Below are 19,532 nucleotides of genomic sequence, written 5' to 3'. Positions count from 1 at the left end.
CTGGCAAGCTGCGCTGGGGCCAGCCAGGCCCCAGTGCAGCGCAGATCAGCGCCGGACCAGCAGCACGCCGCTTTCCATATGGTGCGTGTACGGGAATTGATCGAACAGCGCGCAGCGTTCGATACGGTGGGTATCTTGCAGCTGAGCGATGTTCTGCGCCAGCGTTTCCGGGTTGCACGAGATGTACAGGATCCGCTCGAAACGCCGGGTCAACTCGCAGGTATCCGGGTCCATACCCGCACGCGGCGGGTCGACGAACACCGTACCGAAGTCATAGGCTTTCAGGTCAATGCCTTCCAGCCGGCGGAACGGCCGCACCTCGTTCAGCGCCTGGGTCAGCTCTTCAGCCGACAAGCGCACCAGCCGCACGTTATCCACAGCGTTTTCGTCGAGGTTGCTCAACGCGGCATTGACCGACGTCTTGCTGATCTCGGTGGCCAGCACCTGGCGCACGCGGGTGGCCAGTGGCAGGGTGAAATTGCCGTTGCCGCAATACAGCTCCAGCAGGTCGTCCTCACGCTCGCCCATTGCCTCGAACGCCCAGCTCAGCATCTTCTGGTTCACGGCACCGTTAGGCTGGGTGAACGCGCCTTCTGGCTGGCGGTAGCTGAACACACGGCCAGCCACGTCGAGTTTTTCCACCGCGTAGTCGCGGCCGATCACCAGGCGCTTGCCTTTGGAGCGGCCAATCACGCTCACGCCCAGCGCCTCGGACAGCTGCCGTGCAGCCACTTCCCAGGCCTCATCCAGCGGGCGGTGGTAGCACAGGGTAATCATGGCGTCGCCAGCCAGGGTGGTAAGGAACTCCACTTGGAACAGGCGGTTGCCCAGCGCTTCGCTGGCCTGCCAGGCTGCCTTCAGGCGCGGCATCAGTTCGTTGATGCGCAGGCTGGCAATCGGGAAGTCGTCGATCAGGATCGCCTTGTGCTTCTCGCCCGGGGCGAACATGGCGTAGTGGCGCTGGCCATCCTCGCGCCACAGGCGAAACTCGGCGCGCAGGCGGTAGTGCTCGCGTGGCGAGTCGAAAACAGCCGGCTCTGGTGCGCCGAACGGTGCCAGCAGCTCGCGCAGCCGGGCGACCTTGGCGTCCAGCTGGGTGGCGTAGGAGGAGGGGTCGAAAGCAGCACTCATGCGTTGAACCAGCCCAGCTTGATGACGAACAGGATGGAAAGGATCACCAGCGCCGGGTTCAGGTCGCGGTAGCGGCCGGAAATCAGCTTGACTGCAGTCCAGGCGATGAAGCCGAAGGCAATACCGTTGGCAATCGAGTAGGTCAGCGGCATGGCCAGGGCAGTCACCACCACCGGTGCGGCTTCGGTAACGTCGTCCCAGTTTATCTCCGCCAGGCCCGAGGCCATCAGCACCGCAACGAACAACAGCGCCGGGGCCGTGGCGAAGGCCGGCACGCTGCCGGCCAACGGTGCGAAGAACAGCGCCAGCAGGAACAGTACGGCGACCACGATGGCCGTCAGGCCGGTACGGCCACCGGCGCTGACGCCGGCAGCGGATTCGATGTAGCTGGTGGTGGTCGAGGTGCCCAGCAGCGAACCGGCCATGGCCGCGGTGCTGTCAGCGATCAGCGCACGGCCCATTTTCGGCATGTGGCCGTCCTTGCCCATCAGCCCGGCGCGCTTGGCCACGCCAATCAGGGTGCCGGAGTTGTCGAACAGATCGACGAACAGGAAGGCGAAGATCACGCTTACCAGGCCCACATCCAGCGCGCCGGCGATATCCAGCTGCAGGAAGGTCGGGGCCAGCGATGGCGGCATGGAGACGATGCCGCCGAACGGCGTCACGCCCATCACGATCGCCGCGACGGTCACCGCCAGGATGCCGATCAGCACGGCGCCGCGCACTTTCAGTGCTTCCAGGCCGACAATCAGGAAGAAGCCCAGCGTGGCGAGAATCGGGGCCGGTTGCTTGAGGTCACCCAAGCCCACCAGGGTTGCCGGGTTATCGACGACGATGCCGGCATTATGCAGGGCGATCAGCGCCAGGAACAGGCCGATACCGGCAGCAATCGCTGAGCGCAGCGGCAGTGGGATGCTGTTCACGATCCATTCACGGATACGGAAGATCGACAGCAGGAAGAACATCACTGCCGACAGGAAAACTGCACCCAATGCCACCTGCCAGGTGTGGCCCATGTGCAGCACCACGGTATAGGTGAAGAACGCGTTCAGGCCCATGCCCGGGGCCAGGGCGATCGGGTAGTTGGCGATCAGGCCCATGGTGGTGGAGCCGATGGCGGCTGCCAGGCAGGTGGCGACAAAGATCGCCCCCTTGTCCATGCCGGTCTCGCCGAGGATGCTCGGGTTGACGAACAGGATGTAGGCCATGGCCAGGAAGGTGGTGACGCCCGCAAGAATCTCGGTGCGCACGTTGGTGTTGTGTGCTTTTAGTTGAAACAGCCTTTCCAGCATTCCCGCTCCCAAGGCGCCCGGCGCCACGAATATATCGACCCCAACAGCAAAGCACAGACCGTACCGCTTGCCGTGGTTTTGTGTGGGGCGGAAAAAAGCCGCGCATCATACCAGCATGCTCGGCGGTGGCCTATGGCCGTTGGGGAATGGGTTCGCTGTAGCCTGTATTGGCCCTGTGGCCGGCAACCCATCAACCGCTGTGCAACCGATCCCGCTTGGCCAGTGTAGGGAACAGTTTTATCCATACCCCGGTCACCAGCAACGTGCCCACCCCACCCATCACCACTGCCGGCACTGTGCCAAACCAGTGCGCCGTCACCCCCGACTCGAACTCGCCGAGCTGATTTGAGGCACCAATGAACAGCCCGTTCACCGCGCTCACCCGCCCGCGCATCTCATCGGGGGTTTCCAGTTGCACGAACGAACTGCGGATGACCATGCTGATCATGTCTGCCGCGCCCAGTACCACCAGCACCGCCAGCGAAAACCAGAACGAGGTGGACAGGCCGAAGGCAATGGTGGCCACGCCAAAAATACCCACTGCGGTGAACATGGTCCGCCCGACATTGCGCTCGAATGGAAAACGCGCGAGCCACAGCGACATCAGCAACGCCCCCACCGCTGGCGCCGAGCGCAACAGGCCCAGGCCCAGTGGGCCAGTGAGCAGTATGTCCTTGGCGAACACCGGCAGCAGCGCCGTGGCACCGCCCAGCAGCACAGCGAACAGGTCCAGCGAAATGGCCCCAAGAATGTCCGGGCGGCTACGAATGAAGCGGATCCCTGCCAGCAGCGACTCGATGCTCGCACGCCCACGCTGGGTAACCTGGCCGCGTGCCTGCAGGCTCAGGGTCAGGATGCAGGCGATGGCGTACAGGGCCACCGTCGGGCCATACACCCAGATGCTGCCAAAGGCGTACAGAAAACCGCCCACCGCCGGGGCGACGATGGTCGCCGACTGGGTGGCCGAGGCCGAAGCGGCCACCGCCCGTGGGAACAGCCCTGGCGGTACCACGTTGGGTAGCAGCGCCTGGGTGGCTGGCATTTCGAACGAGCGCGTGGCGCCCAGCAGGAAGGCCAGGGCAAAAATCAGTTCCCGGGTAACGTTGTCGGTGGCGCTGCCCACGGCCAGCGCCAGGGCAATCAGCCCCTGCAGGCTCTGGCACAGCGCTGCGACCTTGCGCCTGTCATAGCGGTCGGCGACATGCCCGGTGTGCAGCATGAACAGCACCCGAGGGGCGAATTCGACCAGGCCTACCAGGCCCAGGTCCAGAACATTGCCGGTCAATTGGTAGAGGTGCCAGCCAATGGCCACGGTGAGCATCTGGAAGCCACTGGCGGTGAATACACGGGCCAGCCAGAAGGCCAGAAACGGGCGGTGCTGGCGCAACAACTGCGGTGCGGAATCGGACATCGGAACCCTGGAGCCTCGGCGCAGTGGAGGGGGGCGCAGCGTATCATCTGTTTGTAACAAACAGTTACTGTTTGCCCGGGTGGGCACTTTTTCACGCGTCATGAAAGCCGGTGGGGCAACCGGTCACGCGGCAATCCACCGCACGGCCCAACCGTGCATTCAGGACTATGCTTCCTAGCAGTCGTTGATCTGGATCAATCGTTCCAGAACTAACGAATGGGCCCGATGGGCCGGAATCCCTGCGATCGAACAGAACAATTCCAACGCGCCGTACTCGACCCAGTGGGGGCAGTGGGCGACGGTGCCACGAGCCCGTACGCCGGATTATCTGAAGAGGAAGCACCATGTTCGGAATAGAAGCCTTAGAGCTCGCCCGAATGCAGTTCGCCTTTACCGTGTCGTTCCACATCCTGTTCCCGGCCATTACCATTGGCCTGGCCAGCTACCTGGCGGTGCTCGAAGGCCTGTGGTTGCGCACCCACAACCAGGTCTACCGCGACCTCTACCATTTCTGGTCGAAGATCTTCGCAGTGAACTTCGGCATGGGGGTGGTCTCGGGGTTGGTCATGGCTTACCAGTTCGGTACCAACTGGAGCCGCTTCTCCGACTTCGCCGGCGCGGTTACCGGCCCACTGCTCACCTACGAGGTGCTCACCGCCTTCTTCCTCGAGGCCGGTTTCCTCGGGGTCATGCTGTTCGGCTGGAATCGTGTGGGCAGAGGGCTGCACTTCTTCTCCACGCTGATGGTGGCACTGGGTACGCTGGTGTCCACGTTCTGGATCCTGGCCTCCAACAGCTGGATGCAAACCCCGCAAGGCCACGAGATCATCGATGGCCGGGTAGTGCCGGTAGACTGGCTGGCCGTGGTGTTCAACCCCTCGTTCCCGTACCGCCTGATGCACATGGCCACGGCCGCGTTCGTGTCCACCGCGTTCTTCGTCGGCGCCTCGGCCGCCTGGCACCTGCTGCGCGGGCGGGACAACCCGGCGGTGCGCAAGATGCTGTCGATGGCCATGTGGATGGCACTGATCGTCGCCCCGATCCAGGCGGTGATCGGCGACTTCCACGGCCTCAACACGCTCAAGCACCAACCGGTGAAGATCGCCGCGATCGAAGGCCACTGGGAGAACGTGCCCGGTGAGCCGACGCCGCTGATCCTTTTCGGCATTCCTGACATGCAGGCCGAAACCACCCGCTTCAAGCTTGAGATCCCGGCGCTTGGCAGCCTGATCCTGACCCACAGCCTGGACAAGCAGGTGCCGGCGATGAAGGACTTCCCGCCAGAAGACCGGCCCAACTCGACCATTGTGTTCTGGTCGTTCCGCATCATGGTCGGCCTGGGCTTGCTGATGATCTTCGTTGGCCTGTGGAGCCTCTGGCTACGCAAGCGGGGCACGCTGTACACCTCGCGGCCGTTCCTGCACATGGCAGTGTGGATGGGGCCCTCCGGCCTGGTGGCGCTGCTGGCCGGCTGGTTCACCACTGAAATTGGCCGTCAGCCCTGGGTGGTGTACGGCTTGCTGCGCACCGCAGACGGGGTGTCCAACCACAGCTATGCGCAGCTTGGCTTTACCCTGGTGGCGTTCGTGGTGGTGTATTTCGCCCTGTTCGGCACCGGCCTTGGCTACATGCTGCGCCTGGTGCGCAAGGGCCCGCAGACCGGTGAGGGTGATGAAATCAACCCAGGTGGCCCCGGCACCAAACGCACCCCGGCGCGGCCGCTGTCCGCCGCCGATGATGGCCACGAGGCCAACACCGCCAGCCTGAACAAGGGGAACTGAGCCATGGGTATCGACCTTCCGCTGATCTGGGCGGTGATCATCATCTTCGGCGTGATGATGTACGTAGTGATGGATGGTTTCGACCTGGGCATCGGCATGCTTTTCCCGTTCGTGAAGGGCGAGCATGACCGTGATGTGATGATGAACACCGTCGCCCCGGTGTGGGACGGCAACGAAACCTGGCTGGTGCTCGGGGGGGCCGGGCTGTTCGGGGCCTTCCCGATGGCCTACTCGGTGGTGCTGGAAGCGTTGTACTTGCCGTTGATCCTGATGCTGATCGGCTTGATCTTCCGGGGGGTGGCCTTTGAATTCCGCTTCAAGGCCACCGCCCGCAAGCGGCACATCTGGGACAAGGCATTCATCTGGGGTTCGCTGATCGCCACCTTCTTCCAGGGTGTGGCGCTGGGCGCGTTCCTGGAAGGGTTCAAGGTGGTCGATCGGCATTTTGCCGGGGGCACCCTCGACTGGTTGACCCCGTTCAGCCTGTTCTGCGGGGTGGGGCTGATCGTGGCATACACGCTGCTGGGTTGCACCTGGTTGATCATGAAAACCGAAGGGCCGCTGCAGCAGAAAATGCACGAAATCGCCCGGCCCTTGGCGCTGGTGCTACTGGTGGTGATTGGTATCGTCAGCCTGTGGACGCCGATTGCCTACCCGCAGATCGCCGACCGCTGGTTCAGCATGCCTAACCTGCTGTGGTTCATGCCGGTGCCGTTGCTGGTGCTGGTAACGTTCTATGGCTTGCTCAAGGCCGTGGCCCGCAACGCGCACTACACGCCGTTCCTGCTCACGCTGGTGCTGATATTCCTTGGCTACAGCGGCTTGGGCATCAGCCTGTGGCCGAACATCATCCCGCCGTCGATCTCGATCTGGGATGCCGCAGCGCCAGCACAAAGCCAGGGCTTCATGCTGGTTGGCACCCTGTTCATCCTGCCGTTCATCCTCGGGTATACCTTCTGGAGCTACTACGTGTTCCGCGGCAAGGTGACCCATGACGACGGCTATCACTAGGAGGCCCGCATGATGGCTGGCAAGCATGGCCTGGAAGAGAAGAAACCGCTGTGGCAGCGGCTGGGTTGGCTGGTGCTGATCTGGGCGTTGAGCGTGGCCGCACTGGGTGTGGCGGCCTGGGTGATGCGCTTGTTCATGGGGGCTGCGGGCCTGACCACCCATTGAGGTAAGCCTGCTTTGGCCCTATCGCCGGCAAGCCAGCTCCCACAGGGTCGCATCTGCATCGCGCCTTGTGCAGTACCTGTGGGAGCCGGCTTGCCGGCGATAGGGCCGGTACAGGCTTACTTGCGCGCTTTGAGGATTACAAACTTGGGCGTAGCCGCTACCTGCTCGACCCCACGGAACAACCGCGCCAGCTTGCTGTGATAGCCCAGGTGGCGGTTGCCCACGATGTACAGGGCCCCGCCCACCACCAACGCTTCGCGTGCCTGCTGGAACATGCGCCAGGCAAGAAAATCGCCAACCACCTGTTGCTGGTGGAACGGCGGGTTGCAGAGCACCACATCCAGCGACTGTTTCTCGACCCCGGCCAAACCGTCGGCTGCTTCGAAGGTGGCCGGCCGCTCACCCAAGGCGGCGCGCCAGTTCTCCCGTGCCGATTGCACCGCCATGTACGACTCGTCGACCAAGCTGTACTCGGCATCCGGGTTGGCCAGGGCACTGGCAATGGCCAGCACCCCGTTGCCACAGCCCAGGTCTGCTACCCGCGCGCGGCCGAGATTGCGTGGCAGGTGCGGCAGGAACGCCCGTGTGCCGATATCCAGGCCCTCACGGCAGAACACGTTGGCATGGTTGAGCAATTCCAGCGCCGGCGTGTCCAGGCGGTAACGGCTAGGGTAGGGCGAGCGGGCCAGGGGCCGCTCTGCCAGCGTCGCGGTGAGCAGGCGGGCCTTCTTTTGCGCCAGCGAAGCCTGCACCGGGCCGATGTATTTCTCCAACAGGTCACCGGCCGCGCGTGGCAAGTGCTTGACCATTGCCCCGGCAATCACCTGCGCAGCGGGTGCCAGCTGCCCCTGCAGGCGAATCAGTTGCTCTTCGAGCAGGGCCAGGGTTTTAGGCACGCGCAGCAGCACCCGGTCGAACGGGCCCTGCCAGTGCTCGCTGGCTGGCACGAACGGCACGCTGTCGAACGGCAGGCCATTGCGCGCCAGGTTCTTTTCCAGGGCCATGTGGGCCAGGTGGGAGTCGCCGCTGCTGGTCACCTGCACCTTGCCAGCCAGGCTGGCGGCCACGGCCCCGAAGCTGTCGTTGAGCACCAGCACCCGGCAGTTGGCGTCAGGTGCCTGCGCGTGCAACTGCGCGAGCAGGTATTCGTCGGCGGCATCGAAAGCCTGCAAAGGGTCGTTGGCCTGTTCGGGCTGGCGGATCAGGTCGAGTTCGGCGTAAGGGGTGGTCAACAGGGGCATGGCGTCTGGCTCGGGTATGAAACTGCCCGTTGCGGTTCGCCCCGGGCTTTGCCAGGCGATTCTACAGGGCTTTGCCCCGGGTCGCAGGTCTGAAGGTCAGATCCAGCCGCGCAACGCGGCAATGGCGATGGCGCCAGCCTTGTTGGCGGCATTGGTCTTGGTGATCACGCTGCGGATATGGAAATTCACCGTGCTTTGCGACAACGACAGAATGCAGGCAACGTCGGCAGCGGTCTTGCCAGCGGCGGACCATTTCAGCACTTCCAGCTCACGCGCGCTCATCTTCGGTTGTGGCGGGCATAACGCGTTCAGGTGGTGTTCGCCGAGCACGGCATGCAGCGTGTGGCACAGCCACTGCACACTGCCGGCCTTCTCGTAGAGTTCGGTGATGTCGATGCTGCCCGCCGGGCGGGCCACGCTGATCTGGCTTTCGTTGTGTTGCAGGTCGTGCAGCGACTGCGTCCAACCGTGACGCAGGCCATGTTGGCAGGCTGCTTCGCGAAAGTGCGGGGCCTCATGATAGAGCTCGTCAGTCCACAGCACCGGCAGGGTCGACTGGTGGCTGAGGTGGGCGGCGCAGTCCTGCTTGTAGAAGTCGTCGCGCTGATAGCGACTGATCCATTCATCGGGATAGTTGCTGTACAGGTAGAGCCTGGGCGTCTGCGTCGCGATCTGAATGCGCAGGTTCAGCCCCAGGTACTCCATGGCCAGGTCCTGCGCCAGATGCACTGCGATGTTGAACAGCTTCTTTGGGCTGCGCTCGCTGACGAACGCATCAAGATGTTCAGGTTTCCAGTGAAGCATCTGAAACACTCCTTGGGGCGCGGGATCCAATCCTTTTGAGAATCAGGACTAGTGTAGGAAAAGACCTACCGTTGTGTTGGGATTTTTCGCTATAGCCAACCGCATTCTCTGCGACTTTCATACCGGCACCCGGCGTGAGGCCCTACAAAGCGGTGGTTTTTATCCCGAGCACTTTAGGCGACACTGTGCACACGCCAACCCTGGAGCCCGATATGACCGCTAGCGCCGAAAAGTTCACCCGCCAGACCCTGCTCGATGTTCAGCCGCTGACGCCGAACCTCTTCAGCCTGCGGGTTACGCGCGATGCCGGGTTCCGATTCCGTTCCGGCCAGTTCGCCCGGCTGGGCGTGACCAAGGCCGATGGCAGCGTGGTATGGCGCGCCTATTCCATGGTCAGTGCGCCCCATGACGAGCACCTGGATTTCTTCTCCATCGTGGTGCCGGGCGGCGAGTTCACCAGTGAGCTGAGCCGCCTGGGGGCAGGCGATACCTTGCTGATAGACCGCCAGGCGTTTGGCTTCCTCACCCTCGACCGCTTCGTCGGCGGCCGCGACCTGTGGCTGCTGGCTACCGGTACCGGCATTGCGCCGTTCATGTCGATCCTGCAGGACTTCGAGGCCTGGGAGCGGTTCGACAGCATCAAGCTGGTGTATTCGGTACGCGAGGCCAGAGAGCTGGCTTATGTGGATGAAATTGCCGGGCTGGAACAGCGCGATTATCTGGCCGAGTTTGCTGGCAAGTTGCAGTTCATTCCGGTGGTCACCCGCGAGCAGCACCCTGGTGCGCTGAACCAGCGCATTACCACGCTGATCGAGAGCGGTGAGTTGGAGAGGGCGGCGGGGCTGGAACTGTCCCCCGAGCATTCGCGGGTGATGCTGTGCGGCAACCCGGAGATGATCGACGAGACACGCAAGGTGCTCAAGGCACGCGACCTGCAGTTGAGCCTGAGCAAGCGCCCCGGCCAGGTGGCGGTCGAGAATTACTGGTAAGGCGCCGGGCCTGGGCACCGGCGCTGCTGGTGTTGTGCCCCCATCAGCGGATCGTCACGGCCCGTTGTAGGAGCGGGTTCACCCGCGAAGAGGCCCGGCCCGTTGACCAAGATTTCCTGGCCGTTCACTACTGCAGCCGCCACCGCATTCGCGGGTAAACCCGCTCCTACATCCAACTTGGACTGCCCGGCAACCTCAAGGCAGGCGGTTCTGGTTCTGCGTCTTGAGCAAATCGCGAATCTCGGTCAGCAGGGTTTCCTGGGGGGTAGGCACTGGCGGGGCAGTCGGTGCCACGGCCTCTTCACGCTTGAGCCGGTTGATGGCTTTCACACCCATGAAAATGGCGAAGGCCACGATCAGGAAGTCGATCACGGTCTGGATGAACTTGCCATAGGCCAGCACCACCGCCGGTACGTCACCTTGAGCGGCTTTCAGGGTAATGGCCAGATCGCTGAAATCCACACCACCAATCAACAGGCCCAGCGGAGGCATGATCACGTCGCCGACGAAGGACGAGACGATCTTGCCGAAGGCTGCGCCGATGATGATACCAACCGCCATGTCGACGACGTTGCCTTTGACCGCGAAGGCCTTGAACTCATTGAGCATGCCCATGTTTAGATCCTTGTAACAAAAGGTGAGGTAAACGCAGTGTAAGCCACTTGAACGCTTCATGCGTTGTGTTCAGGGCAACTGACTGCGGTTAGAACGAATAGTTTTGTCGCATCCCGAAGCGCTCGAGGCACGTGCGGCTCGGCTATCATGGCGATTTTTCCAGGAGACCCCAACCCATGGCCAAGGCCAAGCGCATGTATGGCTGCACCGAGTGCGGCGCGACCTTCCCCAAATGGGCCGGCCAGTGTGGTGAGTGCGGGGCCTGGAACACCCTGGTCGAAACCATGATCGAAAGCGGCGGTGCCGCTGCGCCCAGCAGTGGCCGCGCCGGTTGGACCGGGCAGCAGGCACAGATCAAGACCCTGGCAGAAGTCAGCGTCGAGGAGATCCCCCGTTTCACCACCAGCAGCACCGAGCTGGACCGTGTGTTGGGTGGCGGCCTGGTAGACGGCTCGGTGGTGCTGATTGGTGGCGACCCTGGCATCGGCAAGTCGACCATCCTGTTGCAGACCCTGTGCAACATCGCCGTGGGCATGCCGGCACTGTATGTCACTGGCGAGGAATCGCAGCAACAGGTGGCCATGCGCTCGCGCCGGCTGGGCCTGCCCCAGGACAAGCTCAAGGTCATGACCGAAACCTGCATCGAGACGATCATTGCCACGGCACGTGTCGAAAAACCGCGGGTAATGGTGATCGACTCCATCCAGACCATCTTCACCGAGCAGTTGCAGTCAGCCCCTGGTGGCGTTGCCCAGGTGCGTGAAAGCACGGCGTTGCTGGTGCGTTATGCCAAGCAGAGCGGCACGGCCATCTTCCTGGTCGGGCATGTCACCAAGGAGGGCTCGCTGGCCGGCCCGCGGGTGCTGGAGCACATGGTCGATACCGTGTTGTATTTCGAGGGCGAGTCCGACGGCCGCCTGCGCTTGCTGCGGGCGGTGAAGAACCGCTTCGGCGCCGTCAACGAGCTGGGCGTGTTCGGCATGACCGACCGCGGCTTGAAAGAGGTCTCCAACCCGTCGGCGATCTTCCTCAACCGTACCCAGGAGGAAGTGCCGGGCAGCGTGGTGATGGCCACCTGGGAAGGCACCCGGCCCATGCTGGTCGAGGTGCAGGCGCTGGTGGACGACAGCCACCTGGCCAACCCGCGCCGGGTAACCCTGGGCCTGGACCAGAACCGCCTGGCCATGCTGCTGGCGGTACTGCACCGCCACGGCGGTATACCCACCCACGACCAGGACGTGTTCCTCAATGTGGTGGGCGGGGTCAAGGTGCTGGAAACCGCTTCGGACCTGGCGCTGCTGGCGGCGGTGATGTCCAGCCTGCGCAATCGCCCACTGGCCCATGGCCTGCTGGTGTTCGGCGAGATCGGCTTGTCGGGCGAGGTACGCCCGGTGCCAAGCGGGCAGGAGCGCTTGAAGGAAGCGGCCAAGCACGGCTTCAAGCGGGCGATCGTGCCCAAGGGCAATGCACCGAAGGAGCCGCCAGCGGGGCTGCAGGTCATTGCCGTGACCCGGCTGGAGCAGGCCCTGGATGCATTGTTCGAATAATTCGTAGCCTGTTCTGGCCCTATCGCCGGCAAGCCAGCTCCCACAGGTTCTGCCCATCTTGTGGCAAGCAGCTGTGAGCCCTGATGCGAGCCCTGTGGGCGCTGGCTTGCCGGCGATAGTGTCAGCCCAGGCAAACGAAAAAGGGGGCCGATGATGCGCATCGGCCCCCCCACCTCACCGCTCAGGCAACCCTCAATGCTCGGCCACCGCCGCAGGGCGTTTGACCTTTTCGTTGCCATGCTCATCCAGCTCCAGCATCGGCACCTCGTTACCCTCGGCATCGAACAACTTGCCATCCTTGAAGTAGTCGCCATCGCGCAGTGCAGAAATGTCCGAATACTGGATGGTGCGCTCGTAGGCCGCAGCGAACACCGACTGGTTTTCCGAGTTGCCGGTGGTGAAGTGGTTGAAGATCAGGTTCAGCAGGATGGCCATGATCGCCGCCGAGCTGATGCCCGAGTGGAAAATGGTCTCGAACCAGTTCGGGAATTGGTGGTAGAAGGTCGGCGCGGCGATCGGGATCATGCCGAAGCCCAGCGATGCCGCGACGATGATCAGGTTCACGTTGTTCTTGTAGCTGACCTTGGACAAAGTGCGGATACCACTGGCTGCCACGGTGCCGAACAGCACGATCCCTGCACCGCCCAGTACCGGGGTAGGGACAGCGGCAATGACCCGGCCCATGATCGGCAGCAGGCCGAGAACCACCAGGATCAGGCCACCGGTAGCCACCACATAACGGCTCTTGACGCCGGTAACGGCCACCAGGCCGACGTTCTGGGCGAACGCGCTTTGCGTGAACGAGCCGAAGATCGGCGCCAGAATGCTCGACGCCATGTCGGCACGCAGGCCGTTGCCCAGGCGCTTGGAGTCGACCTTGGTGTCGATGATCTCACCCACGGCAAGGATGTCGGCCGAGGTTTCCACCAGGGTCACCATGATGACGATGCACATCGACAGGATGGCGGCGATGTGAAACTCGGGCATGCCGAAATGGAACGGCGTGGGGAAGGCGAACATCGGGCCTTCGGTGACCTTGCTGAAGTCGGCCATGCCCAGCGCCCAGGCGATCAATGTGCCGACCACCATGGCCAGCAGGATCGACAGCCGCGAGATGCTCGCGCTACCCAGTTTGCTCAGCAGCAGCACAATGGCAAAGGTCAGCGCCGCCAGGCCGATATTGGCCACGCTGCCGAACTCGGGCGAAGCGCTGTTGCCGCCCATTACCCAGCGCGCGGCGACCGGCATCAGGGTCAGGCCGATGGTGGTGATGACGATACCGGTCACCAGGGGCGGGAAGAACTTGGTAATGCGTGAGAACACCGGGGTGATCAGAAAGCCGATCAGCGATGCCGCCATGACCGCACCGAGCACCCCCGGCAAGCCACCGCCACCTTCGCTGCTGAGAATGGCGCCCATGGTCGCCACGCCGGCGAACGACACGCCCTGCACCAGCGGTAGCTGGCAGCCGAAGAACGGCAGCCCCAGCGTCTGCAGCAGGGTCGCCAGGCCACCGGCAAACAGCGAGGCGGCGATGAGCATGCCGATTTCGCCACCGTTCAGGCCAGCGGCTTGCCCCAGGATCAGGGGCACCGCGACGATCCCCCCGTACATGGTCAACACGTGTTGCAGACCATAGGCCAGGTTGGCGCCCAGCCCGAGGTTTTCGTCCTCGGGGCGTTGAGCGGGAGACGTGCTAGGGGACGTAGTCATGGAGCAGGCTCTCTGTTTATTGTTGTGGCGCTACTGTAGACACTTCCCGTGATTGATTGCCACAAGAATTGTATACAATATTTTGATCGGAGCGCGCACAAGTGCGGCATCAGGGTGTGTTAAAACCCAATGCATGAGCCGTACCAACTTGTCTAAAGCTGTACTAGAGGGGTGTGTACAAAGTCCTGCTACCCAGGCCTAAAGCTGTCTGAGTAGACAGGAAACAGAAAGTGGGAAGGCCCTTAGCTAGCTAAGAGATTCCATTCTTCGATCAATTCGCGCAGCTCACGCATCATTCTGGTGCTGTTACCCAGGTTCAATTCCACAAGACGGTGCAGATGGGTCATCGATTCGACATCGATGTACAGGCAGATGAAACCTAGCCGGGCCGGTTCCTCGTGGCGCAGTTCGACCTGCATGGTCACCTGCGTTTGCTCGTCCAGCGTGATGATTGCGTCGAAGTTCTGGCTCAGGTCGGCATCCCATTGCTGCGGGCGTTCCACCAGCAGCCCCTTGAGCGAAATGTCCAGCAGCTTGGGCGACCAGCATCGGGAGCCTTGGTGAAGTTCGGTAGGGGCGTCGAAGCAGATTCGCTGGAAACGCCTACGTTCGTCGTGATCGCTCATGGGTAAGGCCCTCGGGTGGCATCCTGATCAGGGTGATTAAGGGTTTGTGCATCAGGTGCTGCAATCTGGCCGCAGAGGCTCTAGACCAAAGCAAGTGTGGCAATGCCGCCTGACTCGCCCTAGACTCGGTGGGCGGTCTTTCCAATCCAACAGCTGGAAGCTAACCATGAACAACAATAATAGCCTGCTACGCCACATACCGTGGCTGGCGCTGGCAGTCATAGGGGCCTGCGCGCTGGGTGTCGTTGCCCTGCGTCGCGGTGAGGCGATCAATGCCTTGTGGATCGTGGTCGCGGCAGTGGCCATCTACCTGGTCGCCTATCGCTACTACAGCCTGTTCATCGCCACCAAAGTGATGCAACTCGACCCGCGCCGTGCCACCCCGGCGGTGCTCAACAACGACGGCCTGGACTACGTTCCGACCAACAAACACATTCTGTTCGGCCATCACTTCGCCGCCATCGCCGGCGCTGGCCCACTGGTGGGCCCGGTGCTCGCCGCGCAAATGGGCTACCTGCCCGGCACGCTGTGGCTCATTGCCGGTGTGGTGCTGGCCGGTGCAGTGCAGGACTTCATGGTCCTGTTCCTGTCCACCCGCCGCAACGGCCGCTCGCTGGGCGACATGGTGCGCGAGGAAATGGGCCGCATTCCTGGCACCATCGCCCTGTTCGGCTGCTTCCTGATCATGATCATCATCCTGGCGGTGCTGGCGCTGATCGTGGTCAAGGCCCTGGCCGAAAGCCCATGGGGCATGTTCACGGTAATGGCGACCATCCCGATCGCGATGTTCATGGGCATTTACATGCGCTACATCCGCCCGGGCCACATTGGTGAAATCTCGATCATCGGCGTGGTGCTGCTGTTGGCCTCGATCTGGCTGGGGGGCCAGATTGCGGCCGATCCGGTATGGGGCCCGGCGTTCACCTTCACCGGTGTGCAGATCACCTGGATGCTGGTCGGTTACGGTTTCGTGGCTGCGGTGCTGCCGGTGTGGCTGGTGCTGGCGCCGCGCGACTACCTGTCGACCTTCCTCAAGATCGGTACCATCATCGCCCTGGCCATCGGCATCCTGGTGACCATGCCCGAGCTGAAAATGCCGGCGCTGACCCAGTTCACCGATGGCACCGGCCCGGTATGGAAGGGCACCCTGTTCCCGTTCCTGTTCATCACCATTGCCTGTGGTGCGGTGTCTGGCTTCCACGCGCTGATCTCCTCGGGCACTACGCCCAAGCTGCTGGATAACGAAACCAACGCCCGCTACATCGGCTACGGCGGCATGCTGATGGAGTCGTTCGTGGCCATCATGGCCATGGTGGCTGCGTCGGTGATCGAACCAGGCGTGTACTTCGCCATGAACAGCCCGGCAGCCGTGGTCGGCGCCGACGTGGCGTCGGTCGCGCAGACCGTGAGCAGCTGGGGCTTCCTGATAACGCCCGAGCAACTGGAGGCGGTGGCCCGCGACATTGGCGAGCACACCATCCTGGCCCGTGCCGGGGGTGCACCCACGCTGGCGGTAGGTATCGCGCAAATCCTGCACCAGGTGCTGCCGGGTGAAAACACCATGGCGTTCTGGTACCACTTCGCGATCCTGTTCGAGGCGCTGTTCATCCTCACTGCAGTCGACGCCGGTACCCGTGCCGGGCGCTTCATGCTGCAAGACCTGCTGGGCAGCTTCGTGCCAGCCCTGAAACGCACCGAGTCGTGGGGTGCCAACCTGTTGGCCACCGGTGGTTGTGTAGCGTTGTGGGGTTACCTGCTGTACCAGGGCGTGATCGACCCGCTGGGCGGCATCAACACCCTGTGGCCACTGTTCGGTATCTCCAACCAGATGCTGGCGGGTATTGCCCTGATGCTGGGCACCGTGGTCCTGATCAAGATGAAGCGCGAGCGCTACATCTGGGTCACCCTGCTACCGGCGGCCTGGCTGCTGATCTGCACCACGGCGGCGGGCCTGATCAAGCTGTTCGACCCGAACCCGGCTGTAGGTTTCCTGGCCCTGGCCAAGAAATACAGCACCGCCCTGGACGCCGGCCAGGTTCTGGCCCCGGCCAAGGACATCGGGCAGATGCAACACGTGATCTTCAACGCCTACACCAACGCCGGGCTGACCATTCTGTTCCTGCTGGTGGTGTTCAGTGTGCTGTTCTTTGCCATCAAGGTCGGCTACGCCGCCCTTGGCCGCAAGGAGCGCAGCGACAAGGAAACCCCGTTCCAGGCCCTGCCTGACGCTTGAGAGGACCGCTGTCATGTTCAACGACCTGGGTCGACTGGGTAAGTACCTGGGGCAGGCCGCCCGCCTGATGGTCGGCATGCCCGACTACGACAACTATGTCGAGCACATGCACAAGACACACCCGGACAAGCCGGTCATGACGTATGAGCAGTTCTTCCGCGAACGTCAGGAAGCACGTTATGGCGGCAAGTCCGGGCCCAAGTGCTGTTGAGTCTCAAGCGTTAACCTGTACCGGCCTCATCGCTGGCAAGCCAGCTCCCACAGGCACTCACAGACCTCCAGGTTTGTGCGGTGCCTTTGGGGCGCTCTTTCAGGTACTGCCCAGGCGTCAAGGTTTGCGCGGTACCTGTGGGAGCTGGCTTGCCGGCGATGGGGCCAGTGTTTTTTCCGCACAGGAGATGTTCTGCGTGCAGACGCCCATTCCCGTAACCATCCTCACCGGCTTCCTCGGCGCCGGTAAGACCACCTTGCTCAAACACATGCTCAAGGCCGAGCACGGCCTGAAGCTGGCGGTGATCGAAAACGAATTCAGCGACGCCGGCATCGACAGCCAGTTGCTGGGCGACCAGCCGGTGCAGGTGATGACCCTGGCCAACGGCTGTGTGTGCTGCAGCATTCACGGCGACCTGACCCGCGCCTTGTACCTGCTGCTCGAGCGCCTGGATGCCGGCGAAATCGCCTTCGACCGCCTGGTGATCGAATGCACCGGCCTGGCCGACCCGGCGCCGGTGGCGCAAACCTTCTTCATCGACGAGGAACTGCGCGAGCGCTACATCCTCGACGGCATCATCACCCTGGTCGATGCCAAGCATGCCGAGTTGCATCTGACCCAGACCATCGCCCAGGCCCAGGTCGGCTTTGCCGATCGCCTGTTGCTGAGCAAGACCGACCTCGTCGAGCCGGCTGCGGTCCAGGCCCTACGCGAACGCCTGGCCCGTATCAACGGGCGGGCGGCGATCCGTGTGGTCGAGCACGGTTGCATCGACCTGGCAGAGTTGCTGGACGTGCGCGGCTTCAACCTCAACCCCGACCTGGGCGCAAACCTGAAACCCTCGCTGCGCCCGGTGCTCAAGCCAGCCACCCCCGACCGTATCGGCACCCTGGTGCTGCGTACCGAAGCCGCGCTGGATATCGACCGCCTCAGCGGCTTCATGAACGACCTGCTGGAAACCCATGGCAAACAGCTGCTGCGTTACAAGGGCGTGCTGAACATTGCCGGCGAGGACCGCAAGCTGGTGTTCCAGGGTGTGCTCAAGCTGTATGGCTTCGACTGGGACGCCGAGTGGGCCGAAGGCGAAACCCGCGAAAGCGTGATGGTCTTCATTGCCGATGACCTGCCCGAGGCTACGATTCGGGCTGGGTTCGAGGCGCTGGCTGAGGGCTGACCCGGCGCGGCGAGGGTGGCGCGAACCACTGCGGCCACGAGCTGCGGTGGCGCGTTTGCTCCTCGATGCAGGGGATCAGCCGCTCCCTCAGCACAGCGGTTTGCCCCACGGCCTTGGCCGTGCGGTACTTGATGCTGTGGATGCACTCGCGGTCGCCGAACTCGCAGCGGTTGAGCGCGGTGCCCCCACAGGGGCCATTGGCCAGGCCCTTGGGGCAGGTTTCCGGGCAGGTGTACAAGGTGTCTTCCAGGCGGCAGCGGCCGCAGGTATCACAGCCAACCAACGGGCGCTTAACACTGCGCTCCAGGGTGTGCAGCACCTGTGCGCCAAGGCGGGTGGTCCACAGTGGCTGGCGCACCGCCCAGCCAAACGCCTTGCTCAGGCTGTTGCGGCGGCTGAACAGCAGCCCATGCATGCCATGCATCAGGTGGTAGCGGGCTTTTTCCTTGAACGAGGCATCGACCCTTGATTCGCCCTGGCGCCAGTTGGCCTGGGGGGGATGGAAGGTGACTGCCGGCAGCCCCGGCATTTGCCAACTGGCTTGCCAGGCCGGCGCCCATTGCTCCAGGGTGTGGACGTGCGTTTGCCAGTACGCCAGTCGCGCTTCAAGGGCAAGCAGCTGCTTCAGGTCATGAATGCCCGACAGGTGCACGCCCGCGTAACCCATCAGCTTCGTTCCGATGATCTGCAAGGCAAGGCGGTCAACGCTGCGCGCCTGGGCAAAAGCCTTGGACTGCGCCATTTCTGCTTCGAGCATTTCGCGCATGGAGGGGGTAACGGTCACGCCGGCGACGTGGTCGAGCATCGCTGCACGGCCATGGGTGAGGCTCATCAGGCAGGCCAGCATGGGTTTGGGCGCGGCCTGGCGGCGCATCCAGTGCATGGCTTCCTGGTGTTTGGCTGCGTCGAAGCCCAGTTGCAAGGTGAGGAAGTCGGCCCCCGCAGCCAGTTTTTTCTCGGCCTTGAAGTACTGCGCGCCGCCTTCTTCCTCGTGGTACTTGAATGGGTTCAGCGCCGCGCCCAGCAACCAGTGCGGGCAGGCCTGGCGGGCAATCTGCAGCGCGGCCACCGACTCCAGGTAGCGCACCGGGCGCTGGCCGGGTTCATGCCCAGGCAAACGGTCACCGGTCAGCAGCAGCAACTGGTCGAGGCCGGCCGCCTCCATGCGCTGCAATTGCGCGAGCAAGTGGTGGCGTTCGCGGTCCTTGCCGGAGAAATGCGGCAGGGCCGGCACCGGGCGGTCGAACGAGGCCAGGGCGTCCAGCGGCGACATGTCCAGCGGGCTGCCGACGCGGTCGCCGATGGCCACGGTCATTGGCCAGCCGCACAGCTGCGCACGGTCCATGATCGCTTGCATCGCAGCGAAGCGTTCTGCAGAGGCTTTGGGCACAAACTCCATGACACAGACGAAATGGTGTTCACGCAGCGCGGTTTTCAGCAGGCTCATGAGGCCGGGCACCTGGTGTGGTCAGGGTGGCATTGTGCGGCAGAAGGGGCAGGAGGTCATGTCCGGATGCGCAGGCTGGTGCTCTGAACAAGACATGGGTCGGCCCCTGCGCCCTCAGGATCATGAGAATTTCTTGGGTTC

At 63.1% G+C, this 19,532-nt stretch carries 17 protein-coding genes; 8 read left to right on the top strand and 9 right to left on the bottom strand.

The genetic code is table 11. From position 1 onward, the window contains the following. Window positions 1–45: 45 nt before the first annotated feature. From trmA to K4A76_RS19555, 3 genes are all read right to left on the bottom strand, one after another. Entirely contained in the window at window positions 46–1,131 is a 1,086-nt protein-coding gene (gene trmA, locus K4A76_RS19565) for a tRNA (uridine(54)-C5)-methyltransferase TrmA (RefSeq protein WP_054912341.1), read from the bottom strand. Continuing rightward, complete coding sequence (locus K4A76_RS19560; protein ID WP_009682260.1) at window positions 1,128–2,423, bottom strand: NCS2 family permease; 1,296 nt, start codon at window positions 2,421–2,423, stop codon at window positions 1,128–1,130. The genes trmA and K4A76_RS19560 overlap by 4 nt, the downstream gene beginning before the upstream one ends. Before the next feature lie 190 nt (window positions 2,424–2,613). Continuing rightward, window positions 2,614–3,834: an MFS transporter gene (locus K4A76_RS19555; protein ID WP_054912342.1), complete on the bottom strand. Its 1,221-nt coding sequence runs from the start codon at window positions 3,832–3,834 to the stop codon at window positions 2,614–2,616. A 344-nt stretch (window positions 3,835–4,178) separates the two neighbouring features. On the opposite strand from K4A76_RS19555, the gene K4A76_RS19550 reads away from it, so the two are divergent. The 3 genes from K4A76_RS19550 to K4A76_RS19540 are packed head-to-tail and all read left to right on the top strand — an operon-like array spanning window position 4,179 to window position 6,791. Further along, the gene (locus K4A76_RS19550; RefSeq protein ID WP_009682262.1) at window positions 4,179–5,615 is read left to right on the top strand and encodes a cytochrome ubiquinol oxidase subunit I; all 1,437 of its coding nucleotides are present in this window, start codon (window positions 4,179–4,181) and stop codon (window positions 5,613–5,615) included. A gap of 3 nt (window positions 5,616–5,618) precedes the next feature. After that, entirely contained in the window at window positions 5,619–6,626 is a 1,008-nt protein-coding gene (gene cydB / locus K4A76_RS19545) for a cytochrome d ubiquinol oxidase subunit II (protein WP_009682263.1), read from the top strand. Window positions 6,627–6,635: 9 nt separating this feature from the next. Beyond that, window positions 6,636–6,791 (top strand): DUF2474 domain-containing protein, encoded by a 156-nt coding sequence (locus tag K4A76_RS19540; RefSeq protein WP_054912344.1) that lies wholly within the window; start codon window positions 6,636–6,638, stop codon window positions 6,789–6,791. Between the two features lie 116 nt (window positions 6,792–6,907). On the opposite strand, the gene K4A76_RS19535 is transcribed toward K4A76_RS19540, so the two are convergent. Next, on the bottom strand, window positions 6,908–8,032 hold the full coding sequence (locus K4A76_RS19535; protein WP_274410969.1) for a methyltransferase: 1,125 nt from the start codon (window positions 8,030–8,032) through the stop codon (window positions 6,908–6,910). 96 nt (window positions 8,033–8,128) lie between these two features. After that, window positions 8,129–8,836, bottom strand: coding sequence for an autoinducer binding domain-containing protein (locus tag K4A76_RS19530; RefSeq protein ID WP_274410968.1), 708 nt, complete (start codon window positions 8,834–8,836; stop codon window positions 8,129–8,131). 212 nt (window positions 8,837–9,048) lie between these two features. Here K4A76_RS19530 and K4A76_RS19525 point away from each other — a divergent pair, with 212 nt between their 5' ends. Then, on the top strand, window positions 9,049–9,825 hold the full coding sequence (locus tag K4A76_RS19525) for a ferredoxin--NADP reductase (RefSeq protein WP_009681280.1): 777 nt from the start codon (window positions 9,049–9,051) through the stop codon (window positions 9,823–9,825). 195 nt (window positions 9,826–10,020) lie between these two features. On the opposite strand, the gene mscL is transcribed toward K4A76_RS19525, so the two are convergent. Continuing rightward, on the bottom strand, window positions 10,021–10,440 hold the full coding sequence (mscL, locus tag K4A76_RS19520) for a large-conductance mechanosensitive channel protein MscL (protein WP_029888025.1): 420 nt from the start codon (window positions 10,438–10,440) through the stop codon (window positions 10,021–10,023). A gap of 176 nt (window positions 10,441–10,616) precedes the next feature. Between mscL and radA the strand changes: the two genes are divergently transcribed. Then, complete coding sequence (radA, locus tag K4A76_RS19515; RefSeq protein WP_009681282.1) at window positions 10,617–11,987, top strand: DNA repair protein RadA; 1,371 nt, start codon at window positions 10,617–10,619, stop codon at window positions 11,985–11,987. 192 nt (window positions 11,988–12,179) lie between these two features. Here the strand turns inward: radA and K4A76_RS19510 are convergent, their stop codons facing one another. After that, window positions 12,180–13,700, bottom strand: a complete 1,521-nt coding sequence (locus K4A76_RS19510) for a nucleobase:cation symporter-2 family protein (protein ID WP_274410967.1) — start codon at window positions 13,698–13,700, stop codon at window positions 12,180–12,182. A gap of 242 nt (window positions 13,701–13,942) precedes the next feature. After that, entirely contained in the window at window positions 13,943–14,326 is a 384-nt protein-coding gene (locus tag K4A76_RS19505; protein ID WP_274410966.1) for a PilZ domain-containing protein, read from the bottom strand. 166 nt (window positions 14,327–14,492) lie between these two features. Between K4A76_RS19505 and K4A76_RS19500 the strand changes: the two genes are divergently transcribed. The 3 genes from K4A76_RS19500 (at window position 14,493) to yjiA (ending at window position 17,944) form a co-directional block, all read left to right on the top strand. Next, a complete protein-coding gene (locus K4A76_RS19500) occupies window positions 14,493–16,559 on the top strand; it encodes a carbon starvation CstA family protein (RefSeq protein ID WP_009682653.1) in 2,067 nt (688 codons plus the stop codon). A gap of 13 nt (window positions 16,560–16,572) precedes the next feature. Continuing rightward, a complete protein-coding gene (locus K4A76_RS19495) occupies window positions 16,573–16,770 on the top strand; it encodes a YbdD/YjiX family protein (protein WP_009682654.1) in 198 nt (65 codons plus the stop codon). A gap of 196 nt (window positions 16,771–16,966) precedes the next feature. Further along, window positions 16,967–17,944: a GTPase gene (gene yjiA / locus K4A76_RS19490; RefSeq protein ID WP_054906238.1), complete on the top strand. Its 978-nt coding sequence runs from the start codon at window positions 16,967–16,969 to the stop codon at window positions 17,942–17,944. Here yjiA and K4A76_RS19485 read toward each other — a convergent pair. Continuing rightward, the gene (locus K4A76_RS19485) at window positions 17,904–19,391 is read right to left on the bottom strand and encodes a methylenetetrahydrofolate reductase C-terminal domain-containing protein (RefSeq protein WP_054913842.1); all 1,488 of its coding nucleotides are present in this window, start codon (window positions 19,389–19,391) and stop codon (window positions 17,904–17,906) included. The genes yjiA and K4A76_RS19485 overlap by 41 nt on opposite strands. Between the last annotated feature and the right edge of the window lie 141 nt (window positions 19,392–19,532).

It is taken from the genome of Pseudomonas sp. NEEL19 (assembly GCF_028751975.1).
Taxonomy (GTDB): Bacteria; Pseudomonadota; Gammaproteobacteria; order Pseudomonadales; family Pseudomonadaceae; genus Aquipseudomonas; species Aquipseudomonas juntendi.
Note: the sequence above shows the minus strand (reverse complement) of the source record. Positions and strands in the feature narration are given on the sequence as shown.

Bases quoted from the DNA above. Each gene is read 5' to 3' on its own strand.
- trmA (WP_054912341.1), bottom strand. From the start codon at position 1,131: ATGAGTGCTGCTTTCGACCCCTCCTCCTACGCCACCCAGCTGGACGCC.
- K4A76_RS19560 (WP_009682260.1), bottom strand. From the start codon at position 2,423: ATGCTGGAAAGGCTGTTTCAACTAAAAGCACACAACACCAACGTGCGC.
- K4A76_RS19555 (WP_054912342.1), bottom strand. From the start codon at position 3,834: ATGTCCGATTCCGCACCGCAGTTGTTGCGCCAGCACCGCCCGTTTCTG.
- K4A76_RS19550 (WP_009682262.1), top strand. From the start codon at position 4,179: ATGTTCGGAATAGAAGCCTTAGAGCTCGCCCGAATGCAGTTCGCCTTT.
- cydB (WP_009682263.1), top strand. From the start codon at position 5,619: ATGGGTATCGACCTTCCGCTGATCTGGGCGGTGATCATCATCTTCGGC.
- K4A76_RS19540 (WP_054912344.1), top strand. From the start codon at position 6,636: ATGATGGCTGGCAAGCATGGCCTGGAAGAGAAGAAACCGCTGTGGCAG.
- K4A76_RS19535 (WP_274410969.1), bottom strand. From the start codon at position 8,032: ATGCCCCTGTTGACCACCCCTTACGCCGAACTCGACCTGATCCGCCAG.
- K4A76_RS19530 (WP_274410968.1), bottom strand. From the start codon at position 8,836: ATGCTTCACTGGAAACCTGAACATCTTGATGCGTTCGTCAGCGAGCGC.
- K4A76_RS19525 (WP_009681280.1), top strand. From the start codon at position 9,049: ATGACCGCTAGCGCCGAAAAGTTCACCCGCCAGACCCTGCTCGATGTT.
- mscL (WP_029888025.1), bottom strand. From the start codon at position 10,440: ATGGGCATGCTCAATGAGTTCAAGGCCTTCGCGGTCAAAGGCAACGTC.
- radA (WP_009681282.1), top strand. From the start codon at position 10,617: ATGGCCAAGGCCAAGCGCATGTATGGCTGCACCGAGTGCGGCGCGACC.
- K4A76_RS19510 (WP_274410967.1), bottom strand. From the start codon at position 13,700: ATGACTACGTCCCCTAGCACGTCTCCCGCTCAACGCCCCGAGGACGAA.
- K4A76_RS19505 (WP_274410966.1), bottom strand. From the start codon at position 14,326: ATGAGCGATCACGACGAACGTAGGCGTTTCCAGCGAATCTGCTTCGAC.
- K4A76_RS19500 (WP_009682653.1), top strand. From the start codon at position 14,493: ATGAACAACAATAATAGCCTGCTACGCCACATACCGTGGCTGGCGCTG.
- K4A76_RS19495 (WP_009682654.1), top strand. From the start codon at position 16,573: ATGTTCAACGACCTGGGTCGACTGGGTAAGTACCTGGGGCAGGCCGCC.
- K4A76_RS19485 (WP_054913842.1), bottom strand. From the start codon at position 19,391: ATGAGCCTGCTGAAAACCGCGCTGCGTGAACACCATTTCGTCTGTGTC.